A 23,571-nucleotide genomic window follows, 5' to 3' on the forward strand; every position below is an offset into this window, starting at 1 on the left:
GTTAAGCCTCGGTAAATTGCAATTAACTTCTCAAAGCAATGTTGGATTAATCGTAAACCAACTCACCCTCTTCAAAACGGGTTTTCACTTCACAAACCATCAGAGCTGCACGTTGACCTATTGCGACGTGGCGGTTCGGGAAGACAATCGCTTCGTTTTCATTCTTCGCCATTAATGGTTTGTCGCCATCATGACCAAACACTTCGCCGTGAACAAATGAGGTGAAGTTTTCAACATTGTCGTCGAACATAAAGTCAAAGTCTTCGTTCAAACGAACGATTGTGCGACTTACGCGATACTTAATGCATGGTTTTGGTAAGTGTTCTGGCTTCGTTTCCGCAATCAAATTACGTAAAGACAAATCAAACGCGGTCAGTTTATCGAGGTCATTTTCACCGATACGAGCCACACGGCCAAGCTCCATTGTGAGAGCCTGCGCACCAAAATTCTCGGCACTGTACCAGCTAAACGTGCTCGATGGTGAGTTTGACAGGAGCACTGCTTCAATGTGTGCACTGTCCAAGAAATCGATCAATGCCTTGCTGCGCACAGGATGACGAGTCTTAGGACTTACTGCAAACGTATAGTGCTTCGAGCCTCTAATCGCGCAGTGTAAATCAAGGTGCCAGCGTGTTGTCGGGTCGGTATCCTGATAAAAATCTCGAACAAGCAGCTTAAGCGTATCGGCGATAACAAGCTCTTTTGTCTGTTTGTGTTCTTTTTCGTCAAACAGACGGTTGAGATTTTCTTCGAGGAATCGCGTGTGCGCCAGAGTGGATTCTGGGTGAGCGATAATGAACAGACAACGGGTATCGACCGTCTGGAACCCAGATTCTATGTCTTGAATAATGGAATCCACCAGCTCCATCGGTGCGGTTTCATCTCCGTGAACCCCACAAGAGATGATGATGTTCTTCGTATCCTGAGTATAATTCGCAGGGATTACTTCTAATACACCACGCTGATAGAGTTTAAGTTTTACACCGTTAGAAAGCACCTGCTCCGCTGGTGCAACATCAATATGAACATCTAACGTGTCAGTTAAAAACGATTGGCGAAAGAGAGACTTCGTCATGCGTTACTCCTTAATAGCACGGCGGATATGTTAATAAATTGTACAAAGGATTTTTGTTGCTGCGATCTCACTTATGAGTAGAAATCACTATTTCCCTCGAAAATCCGATGCCTTTTCGCGCCAGGCACTCAAATCAAGCATTGAGGCGTTTAATTTTCAAACAATTACAAAGTGTTAGGGCTGTGAACTTTACCACAGCCCTGATTAAGATCATTATGATTTGATCAAATTTTTGTAGCTATAAAGCAGATTATGCATCAACACTGCGAAAAACTTAGCCGCGCTGTGCGAGCAAACGCTCAAACTCATCGACTTTTTCACGCACTAGCTCAACACTCTGCTGCCAAAACGTTGGCTGGGTTAAATCCATCGACAAATGCTTTTCGACGACATCTTCCGCCATCATGCAGCCTGTATCGCGCAGCAAATTGATGTAATCGGTGTAAAACGCTTCGCCTTTGGTTTCTCGCTGTGCATAGATACCCTTGCTAAACAAGAAACCAAATAGGTATGGGTAGTTATAAAAGCTCACGCTATCAATAGAAAAGTGCAGCTTGCTTGCCCAGAAGTACGGATCCGGTTCGCTCATTACGTCGCCATACCATTCTTTCCAAGTTTCTGACATCAACTCACAGAATTCATCTGCGGTTAACTCTCCATCCTGGCGGCGTTCATAAAACGATTTTTCAAACTCGTAGCGAACCGGAATGTTGATCATTAAAGCTAGCGCAGATGACAACTCTTCCCACAACATCTCGAGCTTTTCATCAACGCTCTCAGCTTTCGAAATCAAATGATCACGAACGATGTTTTCTGCAAAGATAGAGGCGGTTTCTGCTAACGTCATTGGGTAGTAAGTTTGGCAAAGTGGCAAATCACGAATAACCCAGTTATGGAACGCATGGCCAAGTTCATGTGCCAGAGTCATAAGGTCTGACCGGCTGCCACTCCAAGTCATAAACACAAGCGGTGTTCGCGTTGCTGGCAGTTTGGTGCAGTATGCGCCAAGACGCTTGTTAGCATTTGGCGCGGCATCAATCCAACCATTTTGTACCATCAAACGGACAAATTCCGACATCTCAGGGTTTACTGTTTCAAATGCTTCACAAATAACCTCAATCGCTTCATCAAAGTCGTAAACCTTCGCTTCACCGCTCAAAGCAGGCATAGCCGCCAGATGATTCCAAGGTTTCATCTCATCCAGACCATGTACTTGCGCCATCAATAAACCCGCTTTCTGACCAATAGCTCGACTGTCTTTGGCTACGGTCATCATCGCATTTAAAGTTTCAGCTTGGATTCGGCTACCATGCAAACTCGGCTCTAGGAAGTGAACTTCACGCTTCGTAGAACGCTTTTTGTTTTCAGTTAAGCGCCATCCTGCTAACGCATTCAAAATCGCAGCGAATGATTCTTGGTGCGTTTGCATTGCATCTTGTACGCCTCGCCACGCGGCTTCTTGACGCTCGAATTCAGAACCATAAAGAATGCTTGCCGCTTGAGAAAACCCAAGCTCTTCACTATTACCATCTGTGTACTCAAGCTTCACTTTCAATGAGCCAGTCAGGTTATCGTATAGGTTACCCCAAGCCGATTTGCCATCCACACTCATCGCAGCCAGTAACTGTTCTTCTGCGTTGCTAAGACGAGTATCCGCCAACTTTCTAGAATTCAAGATAGAAAAAGCTTGCCCACTGATATCAGGATTCTCATGGTCTAACACGCGCAAGATAAACTCTTCGTCGGCATGAGTTAATGTCAAATCAAAGGGACTGAACGCTTGGGAAAGCTCCGAAAAGATGCGGGTCATTTTACCAAGTAACGATTTCGCTTCGGCGTTTGTTGCATCAACAGAAGCATAACAACTCGCAAAATTTGCAACTGTGCCCGCTAAACGACTCGCAGCTTCATTGGTCAAAATCGCATTTTGCATGATCTCTACGTTGCCACAATCTGCTGATTGTTTATTCAAAAGATCAATACATTGTTCTACAAGAGCAATATCGTCTTGAATTCGTGGGTCAGAAAGGTCGTTATAAACGATGGACAAATCCCAACTCGGCGTTGTCATTTCTATATTTCCTTTTTATGTAACTGAGTCAATTTTCGCTTCCTGCACCTAGCAGATGGGCTTCCACTGACATCTTCCGTGACTATGCCCGTAAGCAATATCGTTCTGGGCATTTTAATATTTATAAATTAACGAGTTAAAAGAGGTACGCCAATCGAACGCACCGAGGCGTAAATTTGCTCATCTATGGTAATTGTTAAATGCGTGACAGAAGCGTTTCCTATCGACAACGTCGAATACCACTTTGGGTTACGCCAATCTAACTCCAATACATGAGCAAGAATCATACGAATGACGCCACCATGCGTGACGATAAGTAGATTGTCATTGATATCGTTGATGATTTGAGACCAAACGCGACATATGCGCTCAGAAAATGTGCTTAAGCTCTCAGCATTCGGCAACGTATGTTGTGCTGGCGATTGCCAAAAAGCATCTAGCTTTTTCCACTGCTTAGTGAGCATATCAAAAGGCATACCATCAAAATCACCAAATGCCATCTCTTGTAAAGACTCATCCGTCATTACTGGTAATAATTGCTGTTCAGCAATGATGTTTGCCAGTTCTTGACAGCGTGAAAGCGGAGAAGAAATTATTCCACCCACACCTCGTCCACTCTCGGCCCAAGCCCGAGCAATACTCTCTTGATCAGCAGGCGTAACTTTTACATCTGTTTGGCCATGGAGTCCTGGTGGAGCGTCTACTTTTCCATGACGCACAAGATAGATATTGAGTGTTTTCATTTTGTTCCATCCTACTCTTTAAGAACCAACGGCAAACCAGCAGCAACAAAGGTAACGCGATGGCAAACACTGGCTAGTTTTTGATTCATCCGTCCTGCATTATCCACAAAATAACGACTAACCGCCCCCAAAGGTACAATGCCCATTCCAACCTCGTTAGAGACGAATATTAACGTCGCATCTGAGCCACGTACCACCTGTATAAGCTTTTCAATTTCTGCTTCTAGCTTCTCATTGGAACATTCATCACCTAACTCAAATATCCAATTGTTGAGCCACAAGGTTAAACAGTCGATCAATACAACATCGGTGATAGCGAAATTTGTCAGTAACTCAGATAAATGAAGGGGGCATTCATGCTCTTGCCACTCGCCCCCGCGTTGCTTTTGATGATGCGCTATTCGCTCTCGCATTTCTTGGTCAAATGGCAGCGCGGTTGCAACATAGTGTAATGCTCGCTGAGAAGCGACCGATAATTGCTTAGCTGTTTTTTCTGCCAAATGCGACTTCCCAGAGCGCGCGCCACCGAGTATCAATTGCTTCATGAGGAGTGATACAACCCAATCATAGTGAGATAAATAAGCAGTTCCGACAACTGTTGCGCTGCGCCAAGGCAATCCCCCGTAAAGCCGCCAATTCTCTTGGTTAACCAACGTTTGAACATCAAACGAAATACCACGAGAACAAGCGATATCAAGATCGCATCCGCGATACCAAGCACAAGCAATGTTACGCCACCAGTAAACAACAAAATGGAGACTTCTAGAGAAGACTGGCGACTTGCTAGCGGTTTACTTTTCGACGTATCACTGTCACTGACATAAGGCATGTCATAAATAAGCGTCGCTGCTAGTGCTCGGCTTGCGGTGTAAGCGACGACAATGACCAACCAAAAGTGCGGCAAGTTAGCCAGTTCACTCCAAAAAACATACTTAGCCAATAACGCCATAATGAGAGTGGCGGCACCATAAGTGCCAATACGACTGTCTTTCATAATAGAGAGGCGTCGCTCTACGGTCATGCCACCGCCAATGCCATCCGCCATATCGGTCAAGCCGTCTTCGTGAAAAGCCCCAGTTAACAATAAGCTAAACACCATCGTTAATACTATGGCAACCGACTCTGGGAAAAAAATTGAGGTGAGCGAGAATACCAAAGCGCAAAGTGCTCCAAGCACGAGACCAACTAACGCAAAGTAACGGCCTGCCTGATTCATGCGTTCTTCACTGTAAGGCAACGCTTGGGGCACGGGTAAGCGGCTAAAAAAACTGGTAGCTAATAGAAATAACTCCCACTGGTATCTTAACGATGACGGCGTGACTTTCTCAGAATTATCAGGGACTGACACTATACTGTAACTCCTGCACTCTCGAAGCTCGCCATTTTGTTGTAAAACTGAGCGGCAGCTTTTAACAAGGGTAAGGCAAGAGCGGCTCCTGTTCCCTCCCCTAGCCGTAAACCAAGGTCGAGCAGAGGTTCTGCTTTAAGATGTTCCAATACAAATTTATGTCCATTTTCTTCAGAGCGATGGGCAAACAACATGTATTCACGCGTTTCTTCGTCTAACAACGTCGCAATATAAGCCGCTACCGATACGATAAACCCATCCACTAAAACTGGAGTTTTAAGCCGCTTGGCTTCTAAAAAAGCGCCCACCATTTGTACGATTTCAAAACCCCCAACCTGTGCGAGAATCGCTTTGGTATCAAGACCTCGACATCGGTTTACCCCCTGTGCTACCAGTTTATATTTGCGGCTCAACTGCTGTTGATTGATTCCGGTGCCAACGCCAACACAATAATCAATATCTAATGAGCTCAGCGCCGATAACAGTGCTGAGGCCGAACTGGTATTACCGATGCCCATCTCGCCGAACATTAAGAGGTTTGAACCATGCAAAATGGTATGCTCAGCAATCTTCGCACCATATTCTAAACCTAACGCCACTTGTTCTGGGGACATCGCGGATTGTTTAGAAAAATTAGCCGTACCGTTACCCAACCGTTGTTCAACCAAGTTGGGATGGGATTTAAATTCTGGAACCAGCACATCAATAGGAGCCAACATGCCGCAATCTATTACTTTGAGTTGAATGCCATTAATGTCGCAAAAACAGTTGATGGCTGCGCCGCCAGCGAGAAAGTTAGCCACCATTTGCTGAGTGACTTCGCTTGGCGCAATGCTCACACCCTCCTCTGCAACGCCGTGATCTCCAGCAAATACCAGCATGCTCGGTTTGCAGATAGCGATGGAATCAACTGGCTGAGGTTTATTCTGACTTTGAATAAGAGCTAACTGCAGTGCCACCTTTTCCAATAAGCCTAAAGAACCGACGGGTTTGGTTTTGTTATCTATGCGTGCTTGTATCTCCGCAGCAAAAGAGTCATCCATTTTTTACGTTCCTTTGATGTTGTCTGGGTGAGAGGTGTTCTGTTGTTCAAGAGGTCTTGTTCAGCGACAGTTTTTGCGCGCCCACTATTGTATACACTTGCATCCAATTGGGGCAGCGCTAATCAAGTTTATCTCAGGATAGTCTGCCGAGTTCGCAGAGCGTCTCACCTTTCTTGCACGAGATTATAAGTAACTCGTTGAAATCCGCTACAATAGCTTAGACTATGTTCCCATATAGGAGAAAAGATATGGATAACAACACCTGCGCAATCATCGCCGGTGCAACTGGCTTAGTAGGCTCAAAAGTCATTGCAAACCTCATAAATCAATCAGGTGTTGGAACATTATATTATCTTTCTCGCCGCCCACTCGATGGCGTCCTAGATGTGGACAACAAGCTTATTCCTCTCATTGATGCAGACCTTTCTATCCACCAATGGGATGAGAACCAACCAACACCAACCATCGGCTTTATCTGTTTAGGCACGACCCTTAAGCAAGCAGGCAGTAAGGATAATTTGCGTAGAGTAGATGTTGATCTGGTGTGCAAAGTCGCCCAACAAATGAAAACAATCGGAGTCAAACGCCTTGCGGTTGTTTCTAGCCTCGGTGCAAATAGTAAATCGCCATCCCATTACTTAGCTTGTAAAGGACAAATGGAACAACGAATCGAAGCTATGGATTTTGAGGAAATCGTATTTGTTCGCCCAGGCCCGCTTGTTGGTCAACGTCAAAACCCAAGAATGGACGAGAAGTTAGTACAAACTCTGTTTAAGGTAATTCGCCCACTTATGCTTGGCAAACTGTCCAACTTTTTACCTATTCGAGCAGAAGATGTCGCCAAAGCGATGATTTATCAACTTTTCAGTTATCAAGAAGACTCGGTGGTTTACTTACAAAGGAAAGAAATGCGTGACTTACTGCATCACTACGAATAACCATTTTGTACAATTAACGTGCTAATTCACACTCTCACGCGACTTAGATCTCGTTTTTATATTCATTTTAGATCTAGCTAATACCCGTTTGTCATTTTTAAAGTTATATCACGAGCGTTATCTTACGCTCCATAAATAAATCCGTATAAAACCCCGTATAAAAAACAACCGCCACTTCGGCTGGTTGATAAGGTCAAATTATGAATTTTGCAGTGATAGCCTCTCTAGCCGTCTTTGTTGGAATATTGTTCTTTCTATTTAATCAACAACAAAAGAAACACACTCTTTCACGTCTCGTTTTGATCGGTCTTGTTACCGGTTCTCTTTTTGGGCTTGCTTTGCAACTCATTCACGGTGAAGGCAACAGCGCAATTGCTCAAACACTTGAATGGGTAGGCATTGTAGGCAGTGGCTACGTTGGTCTACTGAAAATGGTCATCATGCCACTGGTGTTAGTATCGATGATCTCTGCAGTTGTTAAATTGGAGAAAGGTGGCTCTTTAGGTAAAATTTCTGGCCTGACCATCTCTGTTCTTCTAGTAACGACTGCAATTGCTGCACTCATCGGTATCTTGGTGACAACCACATTTGGCCTTTCAGCAGAAGGTTTAACTGAAGGCGCGCGTGAAACCGCTCGTATCGCCGTTTTAGAAAGCCGTGCCGGTACAGTAAGTGACCTAACTATTCCTCAAATGCTAGTTAGCTTCATTCCAACCAACCCATTTGCTGATCTAACAGGTGCTCGCTCGACATCAATTATCGCTGTTGTGATTTTCGGCGTGTTAACTGGTATCGCCGCTCGTAAAGTGATGATGGAAAAAGCAGAGTTGGAATCACCGATTCGTACTTTCGTAGAAGCAGCTCAGTCAATCGTTATGCGATTAGTGAAGATGATCATGGCGCTAACGCCATACGGCATCGCAGCACTGATGGCAAAAGTGGTAGCGACATCAAGCGCAAGCGACATCCTAAACCTACTTGGCTTTATTGTGGCGTCTTATGTTGCTATCGCACTGATGTTTGTTGTTCATGGCGTATTAGTCTCTTTTGTCGGCGTTAGCCCTGCGGAATACTTTAAGAAAATCTGGCCTGTACTGACCTTCGCGTTTACATCTCGTAGCTCAGCAGCAACAATTCCACTAAACGTAGAAGCGCAAATCACCAAGCTTAACGTTCCACCAGCGATAGCAAACCTATCAGCATCGTTTGGTGCCACTATCGGCCAAAACGGATGTGCAGGTATCTATCCTGCAATGCTGGCAGTGATGGTAGCTCCGACAATGGGCATCAACCCTCTGGATCTTCACTTTATCCTGTCATTGATTGCGATTATCACCATCAGCTCATTTGGTATTGCAGGTGTCGGCGGCGGTGCGACGTTTGCAGCCTTGATTGTTCTTCCTGCAATGGGCTTGCCTGTCACCATCGCGGCGCTGCTTATCTCTATTGAACCATTGATTGACATGGCACGTACCGCACTAAACGTTTCAGGCTCAATGACTGCGGGTACAATTGCTAGCCGAGTGCTGAAGTCACCAGAAAGTGAAGCAACATTGGAAGAAACACGAGCATAGAACTCAAATTCCTTCCAAAGCGATAAAACGTAAAATATCAAGCCGATGGTTCGCCATCGGCTTTTTTCATTTTCAAAAATTCAACTTGCATCTTTCGTTGCTAGTCAAGGCGTTGAATGGTCTAATACTGTCATCGGTTTTGTAAACGGTAAGCAGAATGCACCAAGATAATCAGCCCACTTTTTTCTTCTTTGATTATGAGACATGGGGAACCAACCCCGCGAAAGATCGCCCAAGCCAGTTTGCTGGTGTTCGTACAGATGAAAACTTTAATATCATCGGCGAGCCTTTAGTCATGTACTGTCAACCACCGGCTGATTATCTTCCGTCTCCTGAAGCTGCGCTTATTACTGGTATTACTCCGCAAAAAACGGTTCAAGAAGGCCTTTCTGAGCCAGAGTTTATCGCTAAGATTCACACTGAACTCGCGAGACCAAATACCACCAGTTTGGGCTACAACAGCATTCGCTTTGATGACGAAGTGACCCGTTATACTTGTTATCGCAACTTCATCGATCCATACGCATGGAGTTGGCAAAACGGTAACTCGCGTTGGGATTTACTCGATGTACTACGCGCGTGCCATGCCCTTCGCCCAGAAGGCGTAGAATGGCCAGAAAACGAAGATGGCTTCACTAGCTTTAAATTAGAACATTTGTCCGTGGCTAACGGCATAGAACATAGTAACGCGCACGATGCCATGGCAGATGTGGTTGCGACTATCGAAATGGCAAAGAAAGTAAAAGCAGCGCAACCAAAATTGTTTGATTACTTTTTTTCTATGCGCCAAAAGCGCAAGCTCAATGATTTAGTCGACATCGTCAACATGACACCGTTGATGCACGTTTCAGGCATGCTAGGGCGCGAATGCCAGTACACTAGCTGGATTGTGCCTGTTGCTTGGCATCCAACCAATAATAACGCCGTTATCACCATCGATTTAGCGAAAGACCCTCAACCTATTCTTGAGCTATCCGCAGAAGAGCTGCACGAAAGACTCTACACGAAGCGCGAAGATCTTGGTGAATTGCTACCAGTGCCAGTTAAACTAGTTCATTTGAACAAATGCCCTATTCTCGCCCCTGCAAAAACGTTAACGGCTGAAAATGCAGAGTCTATTGGCATTGATCGCCAACAATGTCTCGCCAATCTCGCTTTGTTGCGCCAACATCCTGAAATTAGAGAAAAGCTGATTAGCCTCTTTTCAGTCGAGCGCAAATTCGATAAAAGTGATGACGTCGATACACAACTTTACGACGGGTTCTTTTCTCCAGCCGATCGCGCAGCTATGGATATCATTCGCGAAACCGATCCGAATAATCTTGCTGCATTAGACATTGAATTTGATGACAAGCGCATTAAACCTCTATTGTTCCGCTATCGTGCGCGTAACTTCCCAGGCACATTAGACGAGCAAGAACAAAGACGCTGGGCACTACACTGTCGAGAAGTGTTTGAAAGCCAAATTGAAGAGTACATGCTGAATTTAGAAAACTTAGTTCACGAACATGAAAGTGACGAAAAGAAGATTGCGATATTAAAATCCGTGTACCGTTATGTAGAGAGCTTAGCTTCCTAACTCCTCCTAATACAAGCGCACCTTATGGTGTGCTTGTTGTTTATATACTGTCAAAATGATTAAAGAACGATTCTTACAACTGATCCAACTGCTCATTTCAATCTTCCTCATCATGGGGGCACTTGGCATCGGAATTACCATTCAAAAGTTCACTGGCGTTTCCGTCCCAGGAAGTGTCATCGGTATGCTCGTACTGTTTTTCTCTATGACTCTTGGGCTTGTAAAGGTCGATTGGGTCAAACCGGGCGCCACGCTATTTATCCGCTACATGATTTTGTTGTTCGTTCCTATTAGCGTGGGATTAATGCAACATTTCGATATGCTACTCGCTAATGCCCTCCCTATCATTGCTAGCGCAGTTGGAGGCTCACTCATTGTACTAGTCAGCCTCGCTTGGCTGCTGGACTACTTGCTAAAGGAGAAGCACTGATATGTGGTTAGTTGTTACCATTGCGGTTTTTCTTGTCGCGCGCCAAATCGCAATCAAAGTGAATAATCCTCTAGCAAATCCTTTGCTGATCAGTATTGCAGTGCTCATTCCTTTGCTTACTTACTTAAATGTACCGTTTGAAACGTATTATGCGGATAACGAAGGGATCAGTTTTTTACTTCAACCAGCCGTAGTTGCTCTGGCTTACCCGCTATATGAACAACTACCACAGATTAAAGCAAACTGGCGAATCATCACTTTTGCTTGCACAGTAGGCAGTGTGATGTCGATGATGACAACCACCTTGATCGCAGTCGCTTTCAAAGCAGATATCAGTTTAATCGCAAGTCTAGTGGGTAAATCCGTCACTACGCCAATAGCAATGGAAATTTCGAGTCACCTCGGTGGTGAAGCTGCCGTTGCGGCGATCTTGGTTCTGATTGTTGGTTTATTGGGCGCGATTTTGGCATACCCAATTTACAACTTAATTGGAATTAAACACCCGATTGCACGTGGTCTGACAATGGGTACAGTCTCTCATGCCTTAGGCACCGCTACTTGTGCAGAGAAACAGCCCATAGATGCCGCGTTCTCATCACTCGCATTGGTTTTATGTGGGATCATAACTTCTATTTTGGCTCCAAGTTTTTTTGCTTTGGCGGTCTGGCTATATCAATAGTTAAGCGCTCTCGGTCTGCCCTCCTTCCGGCAGGCCGTAGCCTTTACGTTTCTTACTTATCCCTTTTCAAAACCCTATCTTATCTATCAAACTCACCCAGTAATATCGTGAAGGGACTTGACTGAGATATACATTCATAGCATTAGCATTCTAGCTGCTACCACTCGCTCTAGATTACGTAAGTATAAAGTAGCATAGCGGTAAAAGTCGCGTTGGTAACATACTCCTGCTCCTTGGTCATATGAATATATACTGATATGGTTAATTGTGAGACGGAGATAACGCTTCACACCTGTGCAATCGAATACATGTGTGAGCTCACTCTAATTATGTAACAGAATTATCAATTGCATTATTTATCGTGATCTAACGCACGGAAAATTTCTATCTTTCACATAGAATAACTGTCCATGCAATAACAAGGATTCAACATGAAAAGTCGCATTGAACAGGCGCTAGCAGGCGCTCCAGAAGCACTTTCCAAACAACTTGCTCCTATCATCCAAGCTGATGATTTTGATGCTACGCTTTCAGTTCAACAATTTGAGCAGTTGCTTTCAGCTACCGGTCTATCAGACAAAGAGCTTCGTGTTGCGCTACTTCCTTTTGCCGCAGCGTACTCCTATGCTCCCCTTTCTGACTTTTATGTCGGCGCTATCGTTCGTGGTCTTTCAGGTCGCCTTTACTTCGGTGCCAACATGGAATTCTTTGGTGTACAGTTGGGTCAAACGGTTCACGCAGAGCAGTCTGCGATTAGCCATGCTTGGATGAAAGGCGAACGTGGTGTTAAGGATATCACTATCAACTTCAGCCCATGTGGTCACTGCCGCCAGTTCATGAATGAGTTATCTACCGCAAACGAGCTTAAAATCCAGCTCCCAGAACGTGAAGAAAAGTCACTTCATGAATACCTGCCTGAAGCCTTTGGACCAAACGATCTCGGTATCGAGTCCGGCTTAATGGCAGAAGTTAAACACCAATTCTCATGTGATGATGAAGACGCACTCATCCAAAGTGCAGTTGAAGCGATGAACATGAGCCACTCTCCATACACCAACAACTTGAGTGGTTTAGCATTAGAGATGACTAGCGGCCGTGTATTCCAAGGCGCTTATGCAGAAAATGCAGCGTTTAATCCTAGCTTGCCACCGCTACAAGTTGCGCTAATCCAAGTTTTACTTGCGGGTGAAACCTTTGACAGCATCAAAGCCGCTGCATTGGTAGAAAACTCTGAAGGTAAGATCAGTCACTTAGCCGATACGCAATCAACGTTGGAAGCGTTGAATCCAGATATTCCGCTTAGTTTTGTCAACGTATAAACGACAAATTCAACAAAAAGCTCTACAACATGTAGAGCTTTTTTATTACCTAAAAACCAAAAGCAAACGTTTGCTTTGTCATAAAACTTCAGTATGATCTCCTGCAATTTCTGTCTCATCACTCTATTTTGTAAGGGAACACTATGTTTGGCACTGCAACTAGCGCAAATGCTACCCGTGTATTACTTTTAGGCTCTGGCGAACTCGGTAAAGAAGTCGCCATTGAATGCCAGAGACTTGGTTTAGAAGTGATTGCTTGTGATCGCTATGCCAATGCTCCAGCGATGCAAGTCGCTCACCGTAGTTATGTTATCGACATGTTAGATGGGAACGCCTTAGAAGAAGTTATTACGAAGGAACAACCTACTTACGTCGTACCAGAAATTGAAGCCATCGCAACCGGCAAACTGGTAGAGCTTGAAGAAAAAGGACTGAATGTTGTTCCAACCGCTAAGGCAACCAGGCTAACAATGAATCGTGAAGGTATCCGACGTTTGGCAGCAGAAGAACTGGAATTGACGACTTCACCTTATCGTTTTGCAGATAACTTTGAAGACTTCAAAGCCGCGGTTGAGCATGTGGGTATTCCGTGCGTGGTGAAGCCTGTGATGAGCTCTTCAGGTAAAGGGCAAAGTGTTATCAAGACCGAAGACGACGTTACACAAGCATGGGATTACGCTCAGGAAGGCGGGCGTACGGGTGCAGGTCGCGTTATCGTGGAAGGTTTTATCGACTTCGATTACGAAATCACTTTATTGACCATCAGAGCCGTTGACGGTGTGCATTTCTGTGCTCCAATTGGTCATCGTCAGGAAGATGGCGACTACCGCGAATCATGGCAACCGCAAACTATGTCAGAAAACGCAGTAAAAGCAGCTGAATACACGGCTGAGAAAGTGGTAAACGCGCTCGGTGGCTACGGCATCTTTGGTGTAGAGCTGTTTGTCAAAGGCGATAAAGTCATTTTCAATGAGGTCTCTCCTCGCCCTCACGATACGGGTATGGTTACAATGATTTCGCAGGAAATGTCTGAGTTTGCTCTCCACGTGCGCGCGTTTACCGGAATGCCAATTAATAATATTGTACAATATGGCCCATCTGCGTCTGCTGTTATTCTTGGACAAGGGACTTCCACAAACATTCGCTTTGAAAACCTAAGCAAAGCTTTAGCTCAACCTCAAACACAAGTTCGTCTATTCGGTAAGCCAGAAATCGATGGTCGCCGCCGTTTAGGTGTTGTCCTTACGCGACGAAAAACCACCGAAGAAGCCGTTCAAGATGCTGTTGAAAGTGCTTCAAAAGTGAATATCATTTATTAAATACGAACCACTCATACAAAAATAGCGCAGCTCAAATTGCTGCGCTATTTCGTGTTCCAAACCGAAGAGAGCCTATTCACTCTCGATTAAGTACACTTCTTCAGAGAAGCGACTTAAGCCTTTTTTCGCAATTTTAGGATGATTCTCGTCAGCTTCATCTACGTTCAAACAAGTAACTTTGTAACCTGAAAATAACTGCTCAATCTCTTCGACCGGCACGCTAAATGGAGGCCCCGCCATCTCTTCTTGAGGATAGTTGAGTGTAACAAGCAAAATACGACCGCCTGGGTTCAAAAGTTGCTTGAGACGCTCTACATACTCCTCTCGCATATCTTGCGGTAAAGCAACCAACGCGGCGCGATCATAAATGATATCGGCTTGAGATACTGGTGCAGTGAAAAAGTCCCCAGTATAAATAGAGAGCTCATCAAATTGATAAAGCTCGTGCATGCCATTAAGAGGCGTTACCGTTGGCGTGTAAAAATGTTCAGCAAAAAAGGCACGCACAGCAATATGGCTTAGCTCAACACCTTCAACCGAATCATGCTTCATCGCTAGCCAAATCAAGTCTTCTGACTTTCCACATAAAGGAACTAACACTTTATCTTCACGCTTTGGATTAGTGTGTTTCCAATATACTGGTAATAGCGGGTTTACATCTTCCAAGTGAAATCCGATCTGATTGCTGGCCCATTTGTTATGCCAAAATTCTTGGTCTCTCATTTTACTTTCTACTTGTCGGCTGTTTTCATTTTGAGAGGTAAGACTAACGTTTTTTTTCAATTTGTCTATGCCGTTCATCTTTGGTTAATACTGCGGTGATAGGATGTAATCGGTCTCATAGGAGACGCGCCTTTATCTGATAATCAGAATAAAGAAAAGATAAATGGTGATCTAACGCACGATTCTACTTCAAGATAAAACTGAAACCTTGGAATCTTTCGTAATGGCCCCATTTATAAGTTAGTACCTGATTTGCCGAACTTAGCGACCTTTATGTTCCCTATTTTCTAAGTACAAGCAAGTTAAGGAGAGTGAATGAGCTTATTTCTTCGTACTACAGCATTGATGCTTTTGGTACTTAGCCGTGCACCGGCATTTGCCGCACTTCCAATTACCCCTGCGCCTAATGGCGAACAAAATCGTTCAACCAGCCAAAACGAAGTTTGTTCGAAACTTTTTAAACACAGCCTTAGCGGTTTATATGGCATTCAGTCAATCGACACCACACCAACTCAGCCATATTCTGACTTCGACATCCTTTACAGCAAAGCTCACCAAGCACAATTTGAACTTGAAACTATCTGTAAAAGTACCGCACTTCTTAATGACGCTCAGCCATACTTCGCAGGTGTAAAATCCAAACAACGAGCAGAAGAAAAGATAGCTTTAGAATTAGGTGGGAAAGTTGAACGTATTACTGACCTAGCACGTGCAACGATTGTAGCTGAAGACGTCGCCAGCTTAGTCTCCATTTATGAAACGTTAGAGCGTGAAACAACGATTGTGAAAGTAAAAAATCGATTCAAAAAACCTGGCCCTTCAGGATATAGAGACTTGAACTTGCTCGTTCGTTTACCAAAAACAAACCTAGTAGCCGAAGTTCAACTGCACTTGAAAGCAATCGCAGATGTAAAAAGCGGTCCCGAACACGACCTATACGAAAAAATCCAGAAACTAGAACGTCAAGCGATGTTGGAAAAACGTGAGCTAAGCGAAATAGAGCTTGCCTCTATTCGCAACATGCGCACACAGTCTAAGAACTTGTACCAACAAGCATGGCAACCATACTTAACAACGCATCTAGAAGCGGCGTAACCGATATCATTAAGCGTCTCTCATAAACAGAAAAACCACCGCATTGCGGTGGTTTTCATTTGTATGCACACGAATTTTACGCAAAAAAAGACCACGCCTTAGCGTGATCCATTTATTCGGCTTACTGTACTTTCTTCAGGTTTTCTACACGAGCTTTTAACTTCTGACCCGGGCGAAAAGTCACTACACGTCGAGCAGTAATTGGAATATCTTCACCAGTTTTCGGGTTACGACCAGGTCGTTCATTCTTGTCACGAAGATCAAAGTTACCAAAACCTGACAGTTTTACCTGTTCGCCACTTTCCAGTGCCTTACGAATCTCTTCAAAGAACACTTCCACCGTTTCCTTGGCGTCCCGCTTACTAAATCCTAATTTATCAAACAGGTTTTCTGCCAGTTCGGCTTTTGTGAGCGCCATAAAACTTTCCTCAAAGCTATGTTAAACAATGCTACGTTAGTGTAGCGCCAGAGCAGTTTTACCCTACCAATTCAACAACATATCGGGGTTACATCAGGAAGTGTATGACAAGCTTATGATTTTCGCCAACTTTTTTCTTGGCGAACAAAAGGAATAGCACTACGTAAATTATTGTTAAACGCCAGAAATTTGATATTTTTGTTTTTGTTTCATCTTTATCAGGAAAAACATCCAGATTATAAAACTAAAATTAGTTTAAATATCAACATTAAACACTATTTAATAAAAATATCAGATATTGGTTATTTAACAGACACTTGACATAGAACTTGTCGTAAATTCAGTGATTTGTATGTAACTCGATACGTAACAATTAGATTAAAAGGTATGACCACCTGTACTTTGTAACTGTGCTTAGAAAGCTTGATTAAACCCACGCTTCTCGCTGTTTAACGATGACGCCATATATAAAGATTGATAATGTGGAAGTTCGTGTATTTCCTCATTAGCTTCTTACACTGCTTCTAGGCGACCATGATTAATCAAATCATAAATATTCTTTTCCCTGTTTTTGCTCTTGTCGGAGTTGGCTATTTGGTCGGTCGTTACATCAAGCCTGACTTTCGCCCAATAAACCGCATTAATATTGAGGTATTCACGCCAGCACTGGTATTTTCGTCACTCGTTAGCATGCCGCTCGATTCAAATCAGGGGCCGCTTCTTTTGGCGGCAATTGTCGCGGTTTTAATTCCCGCACTACTCATGATCCCGGTATGTCGATGGACGTCACTCTCGTTTAAAACCTGGGCGCCACCACATATGTTTCGCAATAGCGGAAATCTAGCTATTCCTTTGTTTACCTATACGTTTGGAGAAATTGCGCTGTCGTCAGCAGTGCTTTTATTTGTCGTGTCAGCATGCTTGCATATCAGCTTAGGCGTAATGCTGCTTAGTCATGGCAACCCTTTTAAGCAAATAGTCAAGATGCCAATCTTTTTAGCAGCGTCTCTGGCTCTGTTTCTCAACGTGTCAAATGTGGGTGCATGGGCGCCTTTATACGAAGCCACTGCTCTACTTGGGCAAGCGGCCGTACCCGTGATGCTTTTATCTCTGGGGGCACAAATGTGTCATTTACGGTTGGACGGTTTAAAGATTGGTGTGTTGTGTACCGTGCAGTCACTGGCAACTGGTGCTGTCGCTTTTGCACTTATTTATTGGTTAATTCCCCTTCCAACGATGCAATTGCAAATGATGGTGCTCTTCACAATGCTGCCGCCAGCCGTCATGAATTACCTATTTGCGGAAAGACTGAATATAGAACCCATGAAGGTGGCGTCAATGGTACTATTTGGCAACTTTTTCAGCATTCTTACGCTGCCTCTTCTGCTTAGCTGTACCCTCTCACTCGCTGCCTAACCGCCAATAAGCTATCGTTAGCGTGTATTAGCTGAAAAACAATACGTTCCTAATCTCGGGTAAGGGCCATCCCTAGTTTGGTCTAGTATTTTAAAATAATGAGGGGTGGTGCGAGCAGTAAGGAACTTGAACAACGATAAGGTAATCCTAAAAATAAAAAAACCCTGCCAAACTGGCAGGGTTTTCATTTCTTAAGAAGATACGTTACGCGAGATTAGTCACGTAGAGACGCACCAAACTTCTCAGAAACGTGAGCAACGATAGCGTCAACCGCACCAGCGATATCTGCATCTTCAAGCGTACGCTCAAGTGACTGTAGAGTCAGAGCGATTGCTAGGCTCTTCTTACCTTCTTCAACGCCTTTACCTACGTAAACGTCGAACAGTTTTGCATCTTTAAGGAACTCGCCACCTTGCTCTAGACAAGCGTTAACGATGTCACCAGATGCAACAGCTTCATCCACTACTACCGCGATATCACGACGGTTTGAAGGGAACTTAGAAAGCGCTACCGCTTCTGGGATCACTTTGCTGTTGATTGCAGACCATTCGATTTCGAATACGATAGTACGACCGTTTAGACCGAACTTACGCTCAAGCTCAGGGTGAACTGTACCGATCACGCCCACTTCTTTGCCATCTACGATGATTGCCGCAGATTGACCTGGGTGAAGTGCTGGGTTAGCTTTTTTGCTTTCAGGTGACAGTGCAGCGAAAGAGTACGCTTTTTCGTTCGCAGATAGCTCTAGAATCGCTTCTAGATCGCCTTTAAGGTCGAAGAAATCAACCGTGTTAGTTTCGATATCCCAATGTTCTTCACCGCGAGTACCAGCGATAACACCCGCTAGCATAGGCTCTTGGCGCATGCCGTTTTCTGCAGATTCACATGGGATGAAACGTAGGCCGTATTCGAATAGACGAACGCGTGGCTGTTGACGCTTCTGGTTGTGAACAACCGTGTTCAGCAGACCTTGGATAAGACCAAGACGCATTGCTGACATGTCTGCAGAAATTGGGTTTGGAAGTACTAGAGGCTCAACACCAGGTACAACTAGCTTTTGCTGCTCAGGCTCAACGAAGCTGTATGTGATTGCTTCGTGGTAACCACGGTCAACAAGAAGATCACGAACGCGTTTCAGTGGAAGATCCGCTTCAACGTGGTTGTGCATCTTAAGTGCTGCTGCTGGGTTTTGGTTAGGAATGTTGTCGTAACCGTAGATACGGCCAACTTCTTCAATCAGATCTTGCTCGATAGCGATATCGAAACGCCATGTTGGCGCTACTGCCACCCAACCTTCTTCTGAAGCTTCAACAGTCAAACCTAGGCGCTCTAGGATTTCTACTACATCAGCATCAGCGATGTGGTGACCTAGTAGGTTGTCTAGTTTCGTGCGACGTAGTGCAACTTTGTTTGGCTTAGGTAGGTCTGCTTCAGATTCTACAGCTACAACAGGTGCTACTTCACCACCACAAATTTCAACAAGAAGCTGTGTTGCACGCTCCATTGCGCTCACTTGTAGTGCGTAATCCACACCACGCTCGAAACGCATTGAAGAATCAGTGTGAAGACCGTAGCTACGTGCGCGGCCACGGATGTGGTCAGGTGCAAAGAATGCACACTCTAGTAGAACGTCTTTAGTCTCAGTTGTTACACCAGACTCTTCACCACCAAAGATACCTGCGATTGCAAGTGCTTTGTTGTGGTCAGCAACTACTAGTGTATCTGCGTTTAGTTCTGCTTCGTTGCCGTCAAGAAGCGTTAGCTTCTCACCTTGCTCAGCCATACGAACTACGATGCCACCTTCGATCTTCGCTAGATCGAATGCGTGCATTGGTTGGCCTTGCTCTAGAAGAACGTAGTTAGTGATGTCTACTACAGGGTCGATAGAGCGAATACCACAACGACGCAGTTTCTCTTGCATCCATAGTGGTGTTTCAGCTTGAACGTTTACGTTCTTAATAACACGACCTAGGTAACGAGGACACGCAGCAGGAGCTTTCACTTCGATAGACACTTTATCGTCGATTGAAGGGGCAACTGCTTCTACTAATGGCTCTGTCACGTCAGCACGGTTTAGTACGCCAACTTCACGAGCTAGACCACGAATGCTGAAACAGTCAGCGCGGTTTGCTGTTAAGTCTACGTCTACTGTTACGTCGTCTAGACCTAGGAATTCACGGAAATCAGTACCGACTACTGCGTCTTCTGCTAGTTCCATGATACCGTCTGACTCAACGTCGATACCTAGTTCAGCGAATGAACAAAGCATGCCGTGAGATGGCTGGCCACGTAGTTTCGCTTTTTTGATTTTGAAATCACCTGGAAGAACAGCACCAACTGTTGCTACTGCTACTTTCAGACCTTGGCGACAGTTAGGTGCGCCACAAACAATGTCTAGAAGCTCTTCTTCACCCACGTCAACTTTAGTTACGCGCAGTTTGTCTGCATCTGGGTGTTGACCACATTCAACAACGTGACCGACTTTAACGCCAGTAAAAGACCCTGCAACAGGTAGAACGTCGTCTACCTCTAGACCGGCCATTGTAATTTGGTGAGTTAGCTCGTCAGTAGTAACCGCAGGGTTTACCCACTCACGAAGCCATGATTCGCTGAATTTCATGTTGATGAACCCTCTGGATTACTTGAACTGTTTTAGGAAACGAAGATCGTTCTCGAAGAACGCACGTAGGTCGTTCACGCCGTAACGAAGCATTGTTAGACGCTCAACACCCATACCGAATGCGAAACCAGAGTATTTTTCAGGATCGATACCTACGCTACGTAGCACGTTCGGGTGAACCATACCGCAGCCTAGTACTTCTAACCATTTACCGTTTTTGCCTTTCACGTCTACTTCAGCTGAAGGCTCAGTGAATGGGAAGTAAGATGGACGGAAACGTACTTCTACTTCTTCTTCGAAGAAGTTACATAGGAAATCGTGCAGGATGCCTTTCAGCTGAGCAAAGTTTACGTTCTCATCAACCAGCATGCCTTCCACTTGGTGGAACATTGGCGTGTGCGTTTGGTCGTAGTCGTTACGGTATACACGGCCTGGTGCGATGAAACGGAATGGTGGTTTACCATTTTCCATCGTACGGATCTGTACGCCTGACGTATGAGTACGAAGCATCAAGTCTGGGTTGAAGAAGAAAGTATCGTGGTCAGTACGCGCTGGGTGATCAGCTGCGATGTTTAGCGCATCGAAGTTGTGGAATGCATCTTCGATCTCTGGGCCAGCCTCGGTGTTAAAACCAAGTTCGCCAAAGAACTTCTCAATACGCTCTACAGTACGAGTTACTGGGTGTAAACCACCGTTTTCAATACGACGACCTGGTAGTGTTACGTCGATTGTTTCTGCTGCTAGTTTCGCTTCAAGCTCAGCACGTTGTAGTGCATCTTTACGAGCTGCGATAGCTTGCTGAACGACGCCTTTCGCTTTGTTGATCTCTTGACCAGCTTCACGGCGTTCTTCTGGTGGTAGTTTGCCTAGGCTTTGAAGTTGAGCAGTTAGCTCACCTTTTTTACCCAGATACTGAACACGCACTTCATCAAGTGCGACTAGCGATTCGGCAGCTTCAATTGCAGTGCTCGCGCTAGCAATGATCTCTTCTAGATGTTGCATCGTTTCCTCATCTACCTGTAGGTAGTGTCCATAAGGGAGTGATTGGTTTTTTGATAGCTGTACATAGTAGCCAAACCGGGCACCAATGCCAAATTGAATTACGAAAAGAAGAGGTTATTGAATAAAAAGAGCACAAAAACGTCAAAAATGTCATCTTTAGTTAATCTGCCGTTTAGTTGTGCCCTTTTGTTTTAGAAATAGTATTGAATAGATAGCTCGATAAAATCGTCATCTCTAGCGAAGTAGAGCAAATCATTTGGTGTTTCATTTTTAAACAACCAAGCATCAATTTGCCACTTAACGTGATTCGATATTCGGCTCGATGCTTCTAACTTAGCATTGTAAACATCATCGTTATCTAAATCCTTCGTAATTCCCGTCAATACTTCCGTTCCGTCCTCATCATTGAGCGCCCAACGAATACCTGCAAACACATCATTTTGACCGATAGTTTGTGCGTTGTTCCCACGACTGTCATAGAGGTACTCACCAATAACTCCCACATTCCAAACCGTGTCAAATGCACCGACGAAGGTATACTCAAAACCCGTCACAAGACCGACATGATTATCAGCGCTATCTCGATAAACACTTTCTAGTTTCCATAACCAATCGCCAACGATTCCTTGCACATCCAGACCGACATGACTCATCAGAGCGTAGTAAGGCTTTAATTCTCCGTACTCAAAACGAAAGTAAGGATCCCGGTTTGTTCCATATAAATAGCTCAGGCCTACGTCCCAATCGCCAAGCATTTTCGAATATCGAAAAGCCACATCTACGTGCTTCTCTTCTCTGCTTGATTCATAGATAGCATCATCAGAGACAACGGGGTCGGTTCGCAAGCGGCCATCTGTACCCGCAAACGTTCGTTCCCTAAAGTAAGGTAACAACATTGCGTGGACGGTGCCCCAGTCTTTGAAAGAGGTAAAATGTAACATCGGCTGACCGAGTTTATCTTCACCATCGACGGCTTCAATGGTATCTGTTTGGTTTACTACATCAACTAAATGGGCTGATTCAGTCACTCCCCAAAAGACCTTACTAATCCCAACTCGAAGCTCATAATCATCCCAATAAGTCAGATAAAGTGCCTCTCGTATGTCACCATGACTTCGCTCATCGTCTAGACCATCCAGACGATAGAAAGGTGTGAAAGTAAAGTTTGCATCACCATTTTGCATCTCCCAGTAAAATTCTGGCTGCAAAACCAATGACGTTTGCGCTTTGCTCTGACCCTGAGAGCCCGTTTTAAAAAACTGACGATGCTCAATATTGACTTGTCCTGCAAGCTCGACGGCAGTCAGAGGCATCGAGTAAAAAAAGGCTGCTGCACTAAGCAACAACCCAGCATTTAATCGCTTCATTTTTCCTCCACTATCTCACTCGCTTCAACACATTCTTATGAAAGTCATTGTCTTGTAATCCAGTGTTAAAACGCATTTCGCTAGTCGTTAGCTCAGTACTTTTTCCTGTTTGATGGTTTGTCATCGCCATAGTGTGCGCTCGCCAATATTGGTTGAGATATTGCTTGTAATCGGAAAAAGAAAGCGTTTTTAACAAAGAGCCTTTGCGGTCGTAAAACTCAACTTTAAGTGGACGATAATGCGCTTTATCTAACCACACCGTTTGCTTGGTATAACCTGAGTTCTTATCGGTCGGAATTTGCTCTACGACGAAAACATCTTGCCCGTTTATGCTGTCATCTTTTAGGTAGTTGAAACGGTATTTTTCAATCTCAAAGGAACTGAGATCCTCATACGCGAATTCACTGCCCATAAAAGGACCTGATTTGTTACGCGAGGAAATACGTTTCACACGTTTCAGTGCAGGAAGGTAAAGCCATTGGTCATCGGCACCCACCGTATGAGAATGGTTGAGAAACGCCGTGCCTTTTACATCTCTCGGTTCATCAAATATCGTGAGCCCTTTGTCACCATCGCCATCAACTTCAAGTGATTGTAAGCGCATTAAACGTGTGCTGCTTTCTCCTTGCGCGTTTCGCAGAATCATTTGCATCGTAGCAACAGAATCCCCCCACCCTCCATCACGGGCTTTGCGCTCTTGGGCAATTTCTAGTCCTTTGGCTTCATCCGCCAACACCGCATGACTCATAATAAGCGAGACAGAAAGTACTGATACTTTTAAGGCATTTTTTAGTAAATTCATGTTCAATCCT

At 44.6% G+C, this 23,571-nt stretch carries 21 protein-coding genes; 9 read left to right on the top strand and 12 right to left on the bottom strand.

Translation table 11 applies throughout. The annotated features are described in order from the left end of the window. Positions 1-46: 46 nt before the first annotated feature. The 6 genes from R7E29_RS17780 to cobT form a co-directional block, all read right to left on the bottom strand. The gene (locus R7E29_RS17780) at positions 47-1,075 is read right to left on the bottom strand and encodes a succinylglutamate desuccinylase (RefSeq protein WP_005377878.1); all 1,029 of its coding nucleotides are present in this window, start codon (positions 1,073-1,075) and stop codon (positions 47-49) included. A gap of 274 nt (positions 1,076-1,349) precedes the next feature. After that, positions 1,350-3,146: a M3 family oligoendopeptidase gene (locus R7E29_RS17785; RefSeq protein WP_042521938.1), complete on the bottom strand. Its 1,797-nt coding sequence runs from the start codon at positions 3,144-3,146 to the stop codon at positions 1,350-1,352. 128 nt (positions 3,147-3,274) lie between these two features. Next, on the bottom strand, positions 3,275-3,889 hold the full coding sequence (gene cobC / locus R7E29_RS17790; RefSeq protein ID WP_042521940.1) for an alpha-ribazole phosphatase: 615 nt from the start codon (positions 3,887-3,889) through the stop codon (positions 3,275-3,277). Between the two features lie 11 nt (positions 3,890-3,900). Next, positions 3,901-4,434 (bottom strand): bifunctional adenosylcobinamide kinase/adenosylcobinamide-phosphate guanylyltransferase, encoded by a 534-nt coding sequence (gene cobU / locus R7E29_RS17795; protein ID WP_042521941.1) that lies wholly within the window; start codon positions 4,432-4,434, stop codon positions 3,901-3,903. Next, positions 4,431-5,237 (bottom strand): adenosylcobinamide-GDP ribazoletransferase, encoded by an 807-nt coding sequence (locus R7E29_RS17800; protein WP_054576446.1) that lies wholly within the window; start codon positions 5,235-5,237, stop codon positions 4,431-4,433. The genes cobU and R7E29_RS17800 overlap by 4 nt, the downstream gene beginning before the upstream one ends. Continuing rightward, positions 5,237-6,280 (bottom strand): nicotinate-nucleotide--dimethylbenzimidazole phosphoribosyltransferase, encoded by a 1,044-nt coding sequence (gene cobT / locus R7E29_RS17805; protein WP_005377883.1) that lies wholly within the window; start codon positions 6,278-6,280, stop codon positions 5,237-5,239. The genes R7E29_RS17800 and cobT overlap by 1 nt, the downstream gene beginning before the upstream one ends. 248 nt (positions 6,281-6,528) lie before the next feature. On the opposite strand from cobT, the gene R7E29_RS17810 reads away from it, so the two are divergent. The 7 genes from R7E29_RS17810 (at position 6,529) to purT (ending at position 14,118) form a co-directional block, all read left to right on the top strand. Continuing rightward, positions 6,529-7,218, top strand: a complete 690-nt coding sequence (locus R7E29_RS17810) for an NAD(P)H-binding protein (protein WP_053350419.1) — start codon at positions 6,529-6,531, stop codon at positions 7,216-7,218. A 200-nt stretch (positions 7,219-7,418) separates the two neighbouring features. After that, complete coding sequence (locus R7E29_RS17815) at positions 7,419-8,792, top strand: L-cystine transporter (protein WP_213906463.1); 1,374 nt, start codon at positions 7,419-7,421, stop codon at positions 8,790-8,792. 157 nt (positions 8,793-8,949) lie between these two features. Continuing rightward, positions 8,950-10,371: an exodeoxyribonuclease I gene (gene sbcB, locus R7E29_RS17820; protein ID WP_017820876.1), complete on the top strand. Its 1,422-nt coding sequence runs from the start codon at positions 8,950-8,952 to the stop codon at positions 10,369-10,371. Positions 10,372-10,426: 55 nt separating this feature from the next. After that, positions 10,427-10,801 carry a CidA/LrgA family protein gene (locus R7E29_RS17825; RefSeq protein ID WP_005397786.1) on the top strand — a complete coding sequence of 125 codons (375 nt, stop codon included), beginning with the start codon at positions 10,427-10,429 and terminating at the stop codon, positions 10,799-10,801. 1 nt (position 10,802) lies between these two features. Next, positions 10,803-11,480, top strand: a complete 678-nt coding sequence (locus R7E29_RS17830) for an LrgB family protein (RefSeq protein WP_005377888.1) — start codon at positions 10,803-10,805, stop codon at positions 11,478-11,480. 431 nt (positions 11,481-11,911) lie between these two features. Beyond that, the gene (cdd, locus tag R7E29_RS17835; RefSeq protein WP_005377892.1) at positions 11,912-12,799 is read left to right on the top strand and encodes a cytidine deaminase; all 888 of its coding nucleotides are present in this window, start codon (positions 11,912-11,914) and stop codon (positions 12,797-12,799) included. Between the two features lie 143 nt (positions 12,800-12,942). After that, on the top strand, positions 12,943-14,118 hold the full coding sequence (gene purT, locus R7E29_RS17840; RefSeq protein WP_033905149.1) for a formate-dependent phosphoribosylglycinamide formyltransferase: 1,176 nt from the start codon (positions 12,943-12,945) through the stop codon (positions 14,116-14,118). Positions 14,119-14,190: 72 nt separating this feature from the next. Here the strand turns inward: purT and R7E29_RS17845 are convergent, their stop codons facing one another. After that, positions 14,191-14,841, bottom strand: coding sequence for a thiopurine S-methyltransferase (locus R7E29_RS17845; protein ID WP_021707633.1), 651 nt, complete (start codon positions 14,839-14,841; stop codon positions 14,191-14,193). Positions 14,842-15,156: 315 nt separating this feature from the next. Here R7E29_RS17845 and R7E29_RS17850 point away from each other — a divergent pair, with 315 nt between their 5' ends. Further along, complete coding sequence (locus R7E29_RS17850; RefSeq protein ID WP_053350422.1) at positions 15,157-15,936, top strand: phosphoribosylglycinamide formyltransferase; 780 nt, start codon at positions 15,157-15,159, stop codon at positions 15,934-15,936. 121 nt (positions 15,937-16,057) lie between these two features. Here the strand turns inward: R7E29_RS17850 and ihfA are convergent, their stop codons facing one another. After that, entirely contained in the window at positions 16,058-16,354 is a 297-nt protein-coding gene (gene ihfA / locus R7E29_RS17855; RefSeq protein ID WP_005377899.1) for an integration host factor subunit alpha, read from the bottom strand. Positions 16,355-16,888: 534 nt separating this feature from the next. On the opposite strand from ihfA, the gene R7E29_RS17860 reads away from it, so the two are divergent. After that, complete coding sequence (locus R7E29_RS17860) at positions 16,889-17,770, top strand: AEC family transporter (protein WP_053303164.1); 882 nt, start codon at positions 16,889-16,891, stop codon at positions 17,768-17,770. A gap of 214 nt (positions 17,771-17,984) precedes the next feature. Here R7E29_RS17860 and pheT read toward each other — a convergent pair whose 3' ends face one another. The 4 genes from pheT to R7E29_RS17880 all read right to left on the bottom strand — a co-directional run bounded on the left by pheT (position 17,985) and on the right by R7E29_RS17880 (position 23,561). Then, positions 17,985-20,390, bottom strand: a complete 2,406-nt coding sequence (gene pheT / locus R7E29_RS17865; protein WP_054576445.1) for a phenylalanine--tRNA ligase subunit beta — start codon at positions 20,388-20,390, stop codon at positions 17,985-17,987. Positions 20,391-20,408: 18 nt separating this feature from the next. Further along, positions 20,409-21,392 carry a phenylalanine--tRNA ligase subunit alpha gene (gene pheS / locus R7E29_RS17870; RefSeq protein ID WP_005385470.1) on the bottom strand — a complete coding sequence of 328 codons (984 nt, stop codon included), beginning with the start codon at positions 21,390-21,392 and terminating at the stop codon, positions 20,409-20,411. Positions 21,393-21,583: 191 nt separating this feature from the next. Then, positions 21,584-22,759, bottom strand: coding sequence for a hypothetical protein (locus R7E29_RS17875; RefSeq protein ID WP_054576444.1), 1,176 nt, complete (start codon positions 22,757-22,759; stop codon positions 21,584-21,586). 10 nt (positions 22,760-22,769) lie between these two features. Continuing rightward, a complete protein-coding gene (locus R7E29_RS17880) occupies positions 22,770-23,561 on the bottom strand; it encodes an outer membrane lipoprotein-sorting protein (protein ID WP_054576443.1) in 792 nt (263 codons plus the stop codon). Positions 23,562-23,571: the final 10 nt, after the last annotated feature.

This window comes from Vibrio sp. Vb1729 (assembly GCF_033338655.1).
In the GTDB taxonomy this organism is placed as follows: domain Bacteria; phylum Pseudomonadota; class Gammaproteobacteria; order Enterobacterales; family Vibrionaceae; genus Vibrio; species Vibrio alginolyticus.